This is a genomic window from Leptospira meyeri (genome assembly GCF_004368965.1).
GTDB lineage: Bacteria > Spirochaetota > Leptospiria > Leptospirales > Leptospiraceae > Leptospira_A > Leptospira_A meyeri.
In genome coordinates this window covers 1,715,307-1,728,105 of record NZ_SORO01000001.1, presented here as the reverse complement: position 1 = coordinate 1,728,105, position 12,799 = coordinate 1,715,307, and the positions used below count along the sequence as shown (strand labels likewise).

Here is a 12,799-nt window from a genome sequence, read left to right as displayed (position 1 = left end):
AAAAATATATCTAATAGATATGGGGTCAAATGAAACCAAACCAACAGAATATTCTTGTAATCTTAGGTCATCCCAACCCGGGTTCTCTTTGTGGTCATTTGGCAGAGACATATGTAAATTCAGCGAAACAATCAGGTCATATTGTCAATTTTATCAAACTCTCTGAACTAAAATTCGATTATAACTTATATTCGGGTCATAAAAAAGATTCTACTCAAATCCTTGAACCAGATTTGATTCAAAGCCAAAAATTGATATTGGCTGCAGACCATTTAGTGTTTGTATTTCCCAGTTGGTGGGCAAGTATGCCAGCGATTTTAAAGGCATGGATTGACCGGGTGTTTTTACCGGGCTTTTCTTTTAAGTATCGAAAAAACTCACCGCTTCCCGAAAAACTTTTGTTAAATAAAACAGCTCGTATCTTTGTAACGATGGACGCTCCTAGTTGGTATTACAAATGGTTTAATAAGTCTCCCGGTGTTCATTTGCTAAAGTTTGGCACCTTAGAATTTTGTGGAGTGTCTCCTGTTAAAGTAACCATTTTTGGTCAAGTAAGGACACGTAAACAACCCGACTTTTTGAAATGGACAAAACTTGTTGAATCTCTTGCCAAACAAGGTAAATAATATGAAATTTTCTAATAACGAACTAAATGAATTTGAATCCAATGGACAATACTTGGATTTTAAGGGCCATTCTATATACTATCGAACAATTGGAGAAGGGAGAAATTTATTTCTTTTGCATGGTTATCCGTTTAATAGTTATGATTGGAGTTTGGTGATTCCTAAAATATCCAAAAATAGGAAGGTCATTCTTCTTGATTTTTTAGGTATGGGTTTTTCTGATAAACCACAAAATCACCGTTATTCGTTTGAAGAATACGTAGAAATTGTAAATGAAGTAGCAAATAGTTTGGGAGTCATTGAAACAGATATTTTGGCTCATGATTTAGCTGTTAGTGTCGTGCAAGAAATGTTGTCTTCACCAGAAAAAAATAAATTTAAAATTGGTTCTATTGCTTTTATGAATGGTGGTTTGTTTGCTGATGCTTACAATCCAAGACTCATCCAAAGAATATTATCTCAAACTCCGAACGTCATCGGAAAATTGATAAGTAAGGTAATGAGTCGTAAATCTGTAGAGGCATCAATTTTGCGTGTTTTTGGACCAGATACCCAACCAAACAAAAATTGGCTAAATATCTTTTGGGAAATATTAAACTATAAAGAAGGAAAATCGATAGCTTATCTGATTGGCCGACTGGTGTTTGAAAAAGTTTATTATCAAAAACGATGGATAAACGCTATGTTGAATACAGAGATCCCATTTTGTTATATTTGTGGACCAGCGGATCCAAACTCAGGTATAAATATGGCAGAACGTTTTTCTAAAGTTTTTCCTTCGAGACCAATTTATTTTTTATCTGAAAAGATTGGACATTGGCCACAGATTGAGTCGCCTGAAGAAGTTGTTTCAACATATAATCAATTTATCAACGATCTAATCTAATGAAAAGAGAAAGCAAAACACAATATGCATTGTTAGGAATCCTTTCCCAATGTGAAATGAACGGTTACGAAATTCGCAAATACATTGAGTCCACCATTAGTTTTTTCTGGAGTGAAAGTTTCGGACAAATCTATCCTACTTTGGCAAAATTAGAAGAAGAAGGTTTGATTCGAGAATGGGAAAAAACTGATAACAACGGAAAAAAGAAAAAAGTTTATAAAATCACGCGTCCTGGACTTGAAACGTTTCGACGTTGGATGGACGAATCTCCGATCCAATCAAACAAAAGAAACGAATTGTTATTTAAAGTATTTTTTGGAAGGCATATGAATCCAAAATTACTAACTCAACAGTTAGAAGAGGAAGTCCGTAAACAAAAGGAAGATTTAAAGCTACTAAAGAACTTTCAAAAGGAACTTGATGAAGATTGGGAAAAACATCCTGACTTGGAATATTGGTCTTTAACTCTTGAATATGCAGAAAAACAAACAAAACTAAACTTAGATTGGATTGACAAAGTTAAAAGTAAAATTAAAAGCTGATTTTTTTATTATTGATTTGATAGAAATAATCTATAAAAAAAACAGATGATGGGCTGGGGCACTGTCTCTAAAAGATGTTACGATGTGTTCTTGGTTTGTGTCATATTTATATTTTGTTCTCCAATTTTTGGAAATGAGAAAGTAACCCTTCATCTAAAATGGTTTCACCAATTTCAGTTTGCAGGATACTATGCCGCACTTGAAAAAGGTTATTACAAAGATCTTGGACTTGATGTAGAGATTTTTGAAAGTACAATTGGAATCAAAGGAATTCATGAAAAAGTAATCCAATCACCCGGCCATTATGGTGTAGGAAGTAATGAACTTATCCAAGAAAGATACGCTGGGAAACCAGTGGTTGTCCTCGCTGTAATTTTTCAACATTCACCTTCCGTTCTGTTTTTTAAAAAAAGTTCCAATATACAAAGTATTCATGACTTAGCTGGTAAACGAGTGATGTTAACTCCTCGGATGGATGAAATTGTAGCTTATCTCAAAAAAGAAGGCATAGAACTAAAAGATTTAAAACTCATAGAACATAAATTTAATCCGAATGATTTGATTACGGGTAAGGTGGATGCATATTCGGGATATGCCACAACACAAGCCTATGATTTCAAAAAAGCAGGATTCCCTTTTGTGGAATATTCTCCTCGTGTGGCCGGAATTGATTTTTACGGAGATAATTTTTTTACAAGTGAAGTCGAGGTTCAAAAACATCCCGATAGAGTAAAGGCGTTTAGGGAAGCAAGTCTTCGTGGTTGGCAATATGCAATGAGCCATCAAGAAGAAATTGTAGATTTGATTTATGAAAAATATTCTAAAAGAAATTCGAAGGAAAGACTATTATTTGAAGCAAAACAAATGATTCCATTAATCCAACCTGTACTTGTGGAGATGGGTTATATGAATCCAGGTCGTTGGAAACACATCAATGATGTATATGCTGATTTGGGAATGCTTCCAAAAAATATGAATCTACGAGATTTTATTTATGATCCCAATCCACCAACAAGTTATGATTGGATTTATTATTCTTTTGGCGCAGTTGTTACTATTTTTGTAATTGTTTGGTTGGTCCAGTGGCGTCGTTTGGACAAACAATATTCTGAGAATTTAAAAAAACAAGTCGAACTTCGAACCGAAGAATTAAAGAATTCTAATGAATATTTACAAGTATTAAATCAAAGTTTGTTGAATACTTTAAAAGAACTCACAGAAGCTCAAGATCGACTACTAGCGTCTGAAAAGTTGGCAGTGCTCGGACAACTGGCCGCTGGTATGGCCCATGAATTGAATACTCCATTGGGAGCCATTGTTTCTTCCAACCAATCTCTTGCAGATTTTCTTAATAATAAAATTAATAAAATCGTCGAAACTATTCTTGGATTTAGCAAAGAAGATTCTTTTCGATTTAACAAAGTATTAGAAGAAAGTATCAAAAACCAAACCTTCCTTGAGGGAAAGATGGAGAGATTGATAAAGAAAGACCTTGCTTCGAAATATAAATCCATATTAAAGATGGATTTATATGGAAAACATATGCAATTAGTCGTTGAAACGGGTGCTTATCGATTAGGAGATGAACTCACACAGATTTTAGAAAGTGAAAATTCTCTTACCATTCTAGAAACTGTTGCAACGATATCAGCGGCCTATCGTTCTAATCAGATTATCTCAGTAGCTTCTGAAAAAGCGACACATGTGATTCGGGCTTTAAAAAGTTATCTGGTTACCGATAAAGAAATTTTGAGTGGAAATACTGTAGTCGATATTATTTTTGAAATAGAAACTATTCTTTCTCTTTATCATTACAATCTAAGTAAAGTTGATATAGTTAAGTCTTATTTAACTAACAAAAAGTGCAAAGGAAATAGAGACAAACTCAATCAAGTTTGGATCAACCTCCTGAACAATGCCCTGCAAGCCATGGGTTATGCCGGTAGATTAGAAATCAAAGTTCAATCAATTGAACCGTGGATCAAAGTTTCTATCATTGATTCTGGTACGGGGATTCCTGACACTATCAAAGATAAGATTTTTAATCCATTTTTTACTACAAAACCTGATGGGGAAGGAATGGGTTTAGGTCTTGATATTTGTAAGAAGATTGTTTTACAAACGGGAGGAAAAATTGAATTGGAAGATGTACCAAAGGGAGCTTGTTTTTCCATTTGGTTGCCAATTGCAGAAGAAGAGATGAGTTCTATTTAATAATTCCTGATTACGATTCTTATATACGCTCATCGTATATTCACCGAAAGGCAATTGATCAGGTTTCAACTCAAAATAAGAAGGATTTTAACAGTTATTTGCATTTCGTAAATTAGTACAAGTTTGCTTTTTCGATTTCAATTAGGATAGGCAAATCTAGACTCGTTCTAGTTTGTATGGATCCATTAAAAGAAATGTACTCCCGTGAATGGGTATTGAATTTGGGAAATCACCTGAATGTTGTTGATCCCAAAATTAAACCCTTGGAATTTCAGAAACAGGTTTTTTCCTCTCCTTGGAAGGAGATGGAGTTAAAAGAAAGAATCAACAGACTTGCCGAAGTTGTGGTTCAAAATTGGCAGGGTCCGATCGCAGAAATTTATCAAAATATTCTTACATTAATTGATTCACTCCGTAACCAAGGGGTATCTGATTTTAATTTTCCATATATTTTTTTGAACGATATTGTCACCAAATCCGGGTTAAGTGATTTTCAGACATCAATGAAGGCCTTTGAAAAAATCACAGTCTTTTCCAGCTCTGAATTTGCGATTCGTTTTTTTTATAAACAACATTTTGACAAAACTTTAAAACAAATGTTCCTGTGGTCTAAACACAAAGATCCTATGGTTCGAAGGTTGGCCAGTGAAGGGAGTCGTCCAATGTTGCCATGGGGAATTGGAATTCCAGAAATCAAAAAAAATCCAGAAATTCATTTGTCGATACTCGAATCTCTTTGGGATGATCGGAACGAAATTGTCCGCAGGAGTGTTGCAAACCACTTAAATGATATATCGAAGTTAAATCCAGAACTAGTATTAAAATTCTGTAATCATAAGTTTGGCAAAACACCTGAGTTAGACAAAACCTTAAAACATTCTCTCCGTACACTTCTTAAAAAAGGAAATACCCAAGCTTTAGGTTTCTTTTCATATAACACAAAATGGAAACCGCAAAAATTTAAATTTTCTTTGTCAAAGAAGGAAGTTAAGGTTGGAAATGCACTTGAATTTAAAATCGCTTTGAGTCAAAATTCAAAAGATAAAACGAAATTGAGATTAGAATATAAAATTGGATTCCGGTTATCAAATGGAAATCATGGTTTTAAAGTGTTTCAGTTAGGCGAACGAATGTTATTACCATCTGAGACAATAGAGATTACCAAAAAACATTCATTTGCACCCATTACCACTCGAGTATATTATCCTGGAACCCATACGGTTTCTATTTTGCTAAACGGAAATGAATATGATATGCGAAAATTCGAATTGAAAAGAGGATAGGGACCAAGTTTGAGAAAAAAACTATTTATTCTGATTGTATTTTTTTTTCCTTTTGTCTTTGAGTTTTGTTCTGTTTTTTATTCTTCAGAAAGACCTAAATTGGATTTTTCAAAACATATCAAAGATAAATCTTTAAGTTATGAATTAATTGGTTGGGATGATGAAGCTGATCGTCGTAGAATTTCTTATATTCTTTCCGCCTTACAATCATCTGGAAAATTTACATCTGTTCGATACCAAAACCAAACAAACGCAGATGCACATCTGCAAATCATTCTGGAATCAAGTCCCAGATTTAAATTTTTTCTAGGGGAATCAACGGAGCCTGTTTCTTATTTACCGGAGAGAGATCCAATAAGGTTCGGTGCTTATTTGCTCAATCGGTTCCTCGCAATTAGTACTGTTTTTATTATCCCAGATATAGATAGAGATGACGATTATTTGGTTTTTCGCCTAAGTAGGAAAGGAAAATTAGAAAAGGAGTTCCGATATCCGATGGAGTCTTATCGAGTGTTTGGTTGGGTTTCTCTTCTACTAATGTGGGGTGATGATCGGAATGAATGGAAGACTATCCTTACAGAGAAGGTATCCAAATTTTTAGGAGATGCTCAGGATGAACTGTAAATCTCAATTTCTAATGTTTCTTTCGTTCTTTTGTTTTCTTTTGTTTTTTAATTGTGCTGCATTTCCTGATTTAGTTACTTCTAAAGAACGCAAACTTTATTCTATTCCCAAAGAAAAAGTTAGAATTGTTTTTACTGGATTTTATCGATATGAACAGGAACAAAAACAGATTCAAGAAACGCTGCTCAATTCAGGTTTTGTACAAGACCCAAACTCAAATTTAGAGTTAGAAGTCATTTTACAAAAAAAAGATCCAGTATATAGATATTTATTCATCCATCGACTGAATTTCGTTTTAACTTTTTTATCGGGGGGGCTTGTACCTTCACATATTAGAACCGAATATACACTTATGTTCCGTTATAGGAATCTTGGAGTTTTTGTAAACGAGTCAATATATGATATCGGTATGGATCAATGGAGAGGGATCCCTGTTGTTTTGCTTATGATCACTCATTGGCCAAATCGAATTTATAAAGAACAATTGATTGAGGCAACAAAGCAGGAGATAAAAGAAATATGAAAGGTTTTTATTTGGTTATAATTTCTGGCTTTTTATTTGTTTCTTGTTTTGGATTGGTTCGAAGATTATCACCCAATGAAAAAATAGATTCTTTCGATATCCAAGATAAAAAAAGAACCTATATTGTTCACTATCCTAAAAACTGGAATGGATCACAAATACCATTGTTAGTTGCTTTACATGGAAGATTTGGATCGGGATCTTCAATGATCAGGCAAACTAAGTTAGATATCCTTTCCGATTCCAAAGGGTTTGTTGTAGTATTCCCTGACGGTTACAAAAGAAGTTGGGCTGACGGAAGAGGAAATACCCCGGCAGACGAAGATCAGATTAACGATATAGTTTTTATCGAATCAATAGTAAAACGTATGATTGCTGAAGGTTCTGTTGACCCGAAACAAATATTTTTAGTGGGACACTCCAATGGTGGTTTTATGGCCCAAAGACTTGCTGTTGAAAGGCCGAACTTATGGAAAGGCGTTGTGAGTGTGGCTGCACAAATGTCAGTTTTTACACTCAAACAAAAAATAACACTAAAAACAAATCCCGTATCGGTAGGGATTATTGCCGGGACAGACGATCCTCTTGTTCCATATAGCGGTGGTTACGTGAGAGACGGCGGAGAAATTTTATCTGTTGATGATTCTTTTTTGCGTTGGAAAGAGTGGAATCAATGTTCAGATTCAGTTAACAAAAAATCAGAAGCATTTAAAGAGGATTTTAGCGAAATAAAAATTGATTTTCTTCGATATGAAAGTTGTGCCGAAGGTAAAAAAGTTGGATTGATTCAGCTAAATGGTCTTGGGCATAGTTGGCCAGGTGAAACTCCAATGATTCCTTTTATCAATCAGGGAAAAACCACGAAAGTTATTGATGGTTCCAAACTTGTTTGGGATTTTATGGAGAGTTTGTGACAGTTTCCAAAATAGCTTTGGTCACCGGGGCTTCTCGGGGTATAGGGCTTGCCATTTCTCAGATGTTAGTTGGTATGGGATATTTTGTTTATGGCGTTTGTCGAAACCCAGAACACTGCCAATTCAAAAACGAATCATTTCATCTGTTTTCTTGCGATCTTTCTAATGCGAAAGATCTTGATCAACTTTTGGTTCGTATTCCCAAAAAAAATGAAATTACTTTATTGGTTCACTCAGCGGGTCTTGCTTATTTTGCCCCTGTTGAAGAATTGTCTTCCGAAAGAATTCGTGAGATGATTAACGTTCATATAACAGCTCCAATGTTGCTTACGAGTCAACTAACACGATTTTTGAAACAAAACCATGGACGAATTATTTTTATAGGTTCTGTGGCAGGAAAAGAAATTTCACCTTGGGGCAACGTATATGCTTCTCTCAAAGCAGGGATTCATCATTATTCAAGGGAGTTGTTTGCTGAGTTACGTAAGTTTGGTGTAAAAGTTCATCTGGTCATACCTGACATCACAAAAACCGATTTTTATAATCACTTAAATTTTGAACCGGATGAAGATCCAAATTCCTATTTATTACCCAGTCAAATCGCAGAAGTAATTAAAGAATTGGTTGTGGAAGATCGGCATTGGGTAGTTCCGGAGATTCAAATTTCTCCAGAACTATTTAAAATTAAACGTAAAAAACAGAATCAATAATCATTCCCCAATAGGAGCGATATCATCTGAGAATGGTTCCGGTTGGTTTGTTGAATCACTTCCGCTACTATCTGTGTTTGTGCCAGATGCAGGGATTACTTTAGCAATCATCGAATCTTCATCTTGTTTCCGTTTGATGGCTCTGATTTTTCCATCGGTTTCATACAATCGTTCGATTACTTTTTTGAGTAATAAAAATAAAAATTCAGGACTCTCTTGGCTCATCTGAACAAAGGTTGTTCGGTTAATAATACCAAGTTTAGCCATTTCTGAAACAACAACTATCGAAGCGGCTCTTGGGCTATTATTGATAATAGCCATTTCTCCAAAGAACTCACCAGGCAGGATACTTCTTAGTTTTATATGTTTGCCTTCGATTTGTTTATAAATGTCCAACTGTCCTTCGAACAAAAAGAACATGGCTCCGTTCGAAGGAACTCCTTCTTTAAAGAGCACCTCTCCACGTTTGATATTGATCATACTTAGTTTTGCGAGAGATTCTTTAAGTCCCATCACTTGACTCCGTAAGATCTTTTAATCTTTGTTCTGCTTCAATTAAACGTTCAACGTAAGTTTGTAGCAATGCATATACAAACATTGGGTTTGAATTTGCAATGCGAGTTAAGTTTTGTTTATCAAGGATCCCGAGTTGTGCTCTGTCTGAATCAATAAAAACCGTCATCGCTCTAGGATGGCTGGAGATAAGTGCAATTTCGCCGAAAAATTCGCCAGTAGAAAGTTTTCTTACTTCATGAAAATTTCCTTGGTCAGGTGCACCCATTCCAACAGAAAGGGAACCACTTAAGATGAAATACATCTTTTCGTTAGACGGTTCACCTTCTCTTACAATGATTTCTCCTCGTTTGAATGTCTTTGTAGGGACAGTATTCACGAAGTCAAAGATGTTGATTCGATTGTCTTTTTTAGGAATGGACATTAAAGGCCGCGGTAAATCTCAATCAGTTCAGGTATTTTTTTATCCTCCGCATATTCCAGAGGAGACTTTCCCAATTTATCTTCTAGTTTAGAATCTCCGCCATTTAAAACGAAGACCCTCGCCAATTCCAAAATGGAATCACTTTTACCAGGATCAAACTGGATTGCTAGTTCGGAAAGTATAGTTTTCCCTAATTTATCTTGTTGGTTTAAGTTCGCTCTTCTTTCTACTAGGAATAGTACTAGTTTCTTATAGTTTTCTGTTTGGTTGTTATCTTTGGAAGATAAGAATTTTTGAATGGCCTTATGTAATACGGTCAGTCCGTTATTATCTGTTAGGTTAGGATCAGCACCTAATGTAATGAGTTGGGACATTGTTTCTGTGCGATTTCGGTTGAGCGCAATGTGAAGAGCACTTAACCCTCGTTTGTTTTTTGTGTTAGGGTTTACACCTTTGCTAATCAATAATTTGATAGTTTCGTCAGAAAATTTTTGATCCTTTTTTTCGATGTCTAACTTACAAACTGTTGTAATTAAATTTTCCCCTTCTTCATTGAGTGTTTGTAGGTTGGCACCAGCGGAAACCAAAAGTTTGAAACCTTCCGCATCTTTTCTTTCAAGGGCTGAAAAAACAAGACTTGATCCATCTTTTTGTTTATGATTGGGGTCGGCCTTTTTTGATAGAAGAAATTTAGTGATTGTTAGTTGTTTGTTTTCTAGAGCCAACGAAAGTGCAGTTTCTCCAGTTCTCTGGTTTTGAACATCAACGGGAACGTTTTTTTTAATTAATTCTTCTACAATTTTTAATCCAGATTTTCTAGAGGCCAAATGAATGGGTAAATATCCAGATGAGTTTGGTGTTAAAACATCGGCATTTTTTTGTATTAATATTTCTGCGATAATCCATTTGGATGTTTCAATAGATTCTTCGAGCGGGATTTTATTAGAGGAAAGAATCTGATTTGGATTCGCGCCTGCATCTAAAACAAGTTTCAAAAGATTGGTGTCGTTTTTTTGTAATGCGATTTCAAATAGAGTTTTCCCAGTTAAGTTTTTGGAATCTACATCCAAACCTTTTTTGAGAAGCAAATTTGTCACTGTCAGGTTTTTCTTTTCTACAGAATAAAAAAGCAGAGATTCACCTTCGGGTGTTTTTGTATTGATATTCGCACCGCGGTTCAAAAGAACTTCCACACCCTGTGTGAATCCTTTTTCAATGGCAAAAACAATGGGGCTGATGGACTTTGTATCTTCTGTGTTTGGGTTCCCATTGGAATCCAAACTTAGATTTAATAATTTTATATTTTTTTGGTCAATGGAAACAAATACAGGAGTTCTTCCTGTTAAGTCTGGGAGATTGATATCCGCACCATTTTGTAGGAGGTAAGTAATAGAATCTAATTTTGATTTTTCAAAAGCTAAATAAAGAGGGGACTTCCTTGGATTGTTTCTTAAATTTACATCAGCTTTACTTTCTACTAGTAACTTTTGTACGGCGAGATTTGATTTAAGTATCGCAACATGTAGGGCAGTATTTCCGTCTGCATCATAGGCGTTTAGATCGGCACCTTTTTCTACAATGGTTTTGATTTGGTTTGTGAAACGAGATGTGACAACGTAGTGTAACAATGTTTTGCCGGAAAAATCTCTTCTGTTTAAATCAGCTCCGTGATTCAAAAGGATTTCAAATTGTTTCGGTTTGTTTTTTTCAACGGCTAGAACTAACAGAGTTTTTCCTGATTCGTCACTGGCATTGATGTCGCCACCATTTGTGATAGCAGTTTCAAAATCTTTTGGATTTCCCTTTAATAAAATCTGCACCATGTCAGGCGCCACTGAGGTGATCGTGTTTGTTTCGGTTAGATTGTCTTGTGCAAAACTAAATCCGAAAGAAACGAATAGAAGGGCTATGCTGAAAGTAAAAAAATTATGTTTCATTTGGGTAAATAAGCATCTGGATCCAAAGCTTGTTGGTCAGGTCCTTTCCTAACTTCAAAATGTAAATGTGGGCCGGTTGATTTACCAGTGTTTCCTACCTGACCAATGATATCCCCAGATCGGACACTGTCACCTTCTTTTACTTGCCGTTCATTTTGGTGGGCATAGTAGGTGAAAATATTGTTTTTATGACTAAGGATAGTCAGCATCCCATAACCACCGCTAGTTGTAATCGTTCTCCAAACTTTGCCATCGCTGACTGCTTTTATCGGCGTACCAATGGAGGCAGGTAAATCAATCCCTGAATGGAAAGCACCAACCTTTCCGGTTACAGGATCAACTCTGGTTCCAAAATTGGAAGACACATAGCGATCATTGTCCACAGGAATTTGAAAGTATTTAGATATATCATCGCTGTCGACAAGAGGTCCACGTTCCTTAGAAACAAATCCTCCAAATACCCAACCTTCCCATTCATCATTCCAAGATATATAAATCCATCTGGATCTAACTCCACCAATGGTTTCTATTTCTTTTTTTGTATCGATGATTTTAATTTTTTCATCCCCAGGGATTGATGTGACAACCGAACCGTAATCATTTGGTTCATCTCGCATTCTTAGACTAGTGGAACGAACAAATCGTTTTTCACCATTTTTTAATTCATCTGGATTTTCTTGTGGGTAAGAGATTTCGCCCGGTTGTACATCGTAAGAGACAACTTCAGATGCACTTAAATACCCACCAAACACCCAACCTGTGCCATAAGCGGAAGATACCTGGTGCCACTGCGAAGTAATGCCATCAATCGTTTCTTCGGAACTACTGGAAGTTTCAATTTTGACTTTTTGACCTTTAGGTAATCGTGCGACAACGTAAGCATTTACATCTGGTTCTCCCCTCATATTAAGGGAACTTGCTTCCACCCACATATCTTTTCCTTTTTTTGAATTCGAATAGTTTGTGTTAGGTGTTTCTGCAACTCTTCCGGAAAGAGAAGATAAATCTAAAGACAATCCATCTGTATTTCTTGATTTAACCGCTGGTTTGGTTGGAGAAAGTAAGTCTTGTGTAATATAACCTTCTTGTTTTGATTTTGTTCTTACAAGTACCCAGTGTGGTTTTTCTGTTTTGGCAGTTACATCTTGTTTTAAGACCATTACCACTTCGACAGATTCTCCTTTTTTCACCTTTGTGGTCGATCGTGTGGATGGACTATTGGAAGGTTCTAGTTGTAAAAAAAAGTTATCACCAGCAATAGCAGAAAGTGATTTTGATTTTTTTTCTTTAGCACCTGGTGCTGCATTGTGTTCAGAAATTCCTTCTGCTTGTTTTAAGTCGACGGGAGAATTTGCGATTTTGAGTCCGGGAAATTTGTTCTGAACACGGCTAACGAAGTCATTGTATTTTTGCAAAATCTCCTCTTGTTTCTTTTGGTTTGCAGAAACAAGACCTGATTGCCTTTGTTTGTCCCTCTCCTCAAGTGAGGTTTGAGACAAAATAGGTAAGGAAGAAAACAAAAGAAAAATAGAGATGATAAGGATTTTCTGATTTTTCATAAAACAAACCATAAAAAACCAAAGAAATGGGGAATGGTCAAGGT

13 protein-coding genes are annotated in these 12,799 nt (G+C 35.6%); 9 read left to right on the top strand and 4 right to left on the bottom strand.

Annotated features, from left to right (window positions below; all coding sequences use genetic code 11):
* The first annotated feature begins 29 nt into the window (after nucleotides 1-29).
* The 9 genes from CLV96_RS08020 (at nucleotide 30) to CLV96_RS07980 (ending at nucleotide 8,322) form a co-directional block, all read left to right on the top strand.
* A complete protein-coding gene (locus CLV96_RS08020) occupies nucleotides 30-626 on the top strand; it encodes an NAD(P)H-dependent oxidoreductase (protein ID WP_004785387.1) in 597 nt (198 codons plus the stop codon).
* A gap of 1 nt (nucleotide 627) precedes the next feature.
* On the top strand, nucleotides 628-1,512 hold the full coding sequence (locus CLV96_RS08015; protein ID WP_004786625.1) for an alpha/beta fold hydrolase: 885 nt from the start codon (nucleotides 628-630) through the stop codon (nucleotides 1,510-1,512).
* Nucleotides 1,512-2,054: a PadR family transcriptional regulator gene (locus CLV96_RS08010; RefSeq protein ID WP_004787596.1), complete on the top strand. Its 543-nt coding sequence runs from the start codon at nucleotides 1,512-1,514 to the stop codon at nucleotides 2,052-2,054. Before CLV96_RS08015 ends, CLV96_RS08010 begins: the two co-directional genes overlap by 1 nt.
* Before the next feature lie 48 nt (nucleotides 2,055-2,102).
* Nucleotides 2,103-4,268: an ABC transporter substrate-binding protein gene (locus tag CLV96_RS08005; protein WP_208325405.1), complete on the top strand. Its 2,166-nt coding sequence runs from the start codon at nucleotides 2,103-2,105 to the stop codon at nucleotides 4,266-4,268.
* Between the two features lie 176 nt (nucleotides 4,269-4,444).
* Nucleotides 4,445-5,551, top strand: coding sequence for a DNA alkylation repair protein (locus CLV96_RS08000; RefSeq protein WP_004786740.1), 1,107 nt, complete (start codon nucleotides 4,445-4,447; stop codon nucleotides 5,549-5,551).
* A gap of 9 nt (nucleotides 5,552-5,560) precedes the next feature.
* Nucleotides 5,561-6,175: a hypothetical protein gene (locus CLV96_RS07995; RefSeq protein ID WP_004787117.1), complete on the top strand. Its 615-nt coding sequence runs from the start codon at nucleotides 5,561-5,563 to the stop codon at nucleotides 6,173-6,175.
* On the top strand, nucleotides 6,165-6,698 hold the full coding sequence (locus tag CLV96_RS07990) for a hypothetical protein (RefSeq protein WP_004784047.1): 534 nt from the start codon (nucleotides 6,165-6,167) through the stop codon (nucleotides 6,696-6,698). The genes CLV96_RS07995 and CLV96_RS07990 overlap by 11 nt, the downstream gene beginning before the upstream one ends.
* Complete coding sequence (locus CLV96_RS07985; protein ID WP_004785295.1) at nucleotides 6,695-7,612, top strand: CE1 family esterase; 918 nt, start codon at nucleotides 6,695-6,697, stop codon at nucleotides 7,610-7,612. Before CLV96_RS07990 ends, CLV96_RS07985 begins: the two co-directional genes overlap by 4 nt.
* The gene (locus tag CLV96_RS07980; protein WP_004786418.1) at nucleotides 7,609-8,322 is read left to right on the top strand and encodes an SDR family oxidoreductase; all 714 of its coding nucleotides are present in this window, start codon (nucleotides 7,609-7,611) and stop codon (nucleotides 8,320-8,322) included. The genes CLV96_RS07985 and CLV96_RS07980 overlap by 4 nt, the downstream gene beginning before the upstream one ends.
* Here CLV96_RS07980 and CLV96_RS07975 read toward each other — a convergent pair whose 3' ends face one another.
* The 4 genes from CLV96_RS07975 to CLV96_RS07960 are packed head-to-tail and all read right to left on the bottom strand — an operon-like array spanning nucleotide 8,323 to nucleotide 12,755.
* Nucleotides 8,323-8,835, bottom strand: a complete 513-nt coding sequence (locus CLV96_RS07975) for a Crp/Fnr family transcriptional regulator (protein WP_004787359.1) — start codon at nucleotides 8,833-8,835, stop codon at nucleotides 8,323-8,325. It lies immediately after the preceding gene.
* The gene (locus CLV96_RS07970) at nucleotides 8,825-9,259 is read right to left on the bottom strand and encodes a Crp/Fnr family transcriptional regulator (protein WP_004787483.1); all 435 of its coding nucleotides are present in this window, start codon (nucleotides 9,257-9,259) and stop codon (nucleotides 8,825-8,827) included. Before CLV96_RS07970 ends, CLV96_RS07975 begins: the two co-directional genes overlap by 11 nt.
* Nucleotides 9,259-11,196 carry an ankyrin repeat domain-containing protein gene (locus CLV96_RS07965; protein ID WP_004786600.1) on the bottom strand — a complete coding sequence of 646 codons (1,938 nt, stop codon included), beginning with the start codon at nucleotides 11,194-11,196 and terminating at the stop codon, nucleotides 9,259-9,261. Before CLV96_RS07965 ends, CLV96_RS07970 begins: the two co-directional genes overlap by 1 nt.
* Entirely contained in the window at nucleotides 11,193-12,755 is a 1,563-nt protein-coding gene (locus CLV96_RS07960; RefSeq protein WP_040917343.1) for a peptidoglycan DD-metalloendopeptidase family protein, read from the bottom strand. The genes CLV96_RS07965 and CLV96_RS07960 overlap by 4 nt, the downstream gene beginning before the upstream one ends.
* Nucleotides 12,756-12,799: the final 44 nt, after the last annotated feature.

Excerpts from the sequence above, each read along its gene's own strand:
- CLV96_RS08020 (WP_004785387.1), top strand. The coding sequence starts at position 30 with ATGAAACCAAACCAACAGAATATTCTTGTAATCTTAGGTCATCCCAAC.
- CLV96_RS08015 (WP_004786625.1), top strand. The coding sequence starts at position 628 with ATGAAATTTTCTAATAACGAACTAAATGAATTTGAATCCAATGGACAA.
- CLV96_RS08010 (WP_004787596.1), top strand. The coding sequence starts at position 1,512 with ATGAAAAGAGAAAGCAAAACACAATATGCATTGTTAGGAATCCTTTCC.
- CLV96_RS08005 (WP_208325405.1), top strand. The coding sequence starts at position 2,103 with ATGGGCTGGGGCACTGTCTCTAAAAGATGTTACGATGTGTTCTTGGTT.
- CLV96_RS08000 (WP_004786740.1), top strand. The coding sequence starts at position 4,445 with ATGGATCCATTAAAAGAAATGTACTCCCGTGAATGGGTATTGAATTTG.
- CLV96_RS07990 (WP_004784047.1), top strand. The coding sequence starts at position 6,165 with ATGAACTGTAAATCTCAATTTCTAATGTTTCTTTCGTTCTTTTGTTTT.
- CLV96_RS07985 (WP_004785295.1), top strand. The coding sequence starts at position 6,695 with ATGAAAGGTTTTTATTTGGTTATAATTTCTGGCTTTTTATTTGTTTCT.
- CLV96_RS07975 (WP_004787359.1), bottom strand. The coding sequence starts at position 8,835 with ATGGGACTTAAAGAATCTCTCGCAAAACTAAGTATGATCAATATCAAA.
- CLV96_RS07970 (WP_004787483.1), bottom strand. The coding sequence starts at position 9,259 with ATGTCCATTCCTAAAAAAGACAATCGAATCAACATCTTTGACTTCGTG.
- CLV96_RS07965 (WP_004786600.1), bottom strand. The coding sequence starts at position 11,196 with ATGAAACATAATTTTTTTACTTTCAGCATAGCCCTTCTATTCGTTTCT.
- CLV96_RS07960 (WP_040917343.1), bottom strand. The coding sequence starts at position 12,755 with ATGAAAAATCAGAAAATCCTTATCATCTCTATTTTTCTTTTGTTTTCT.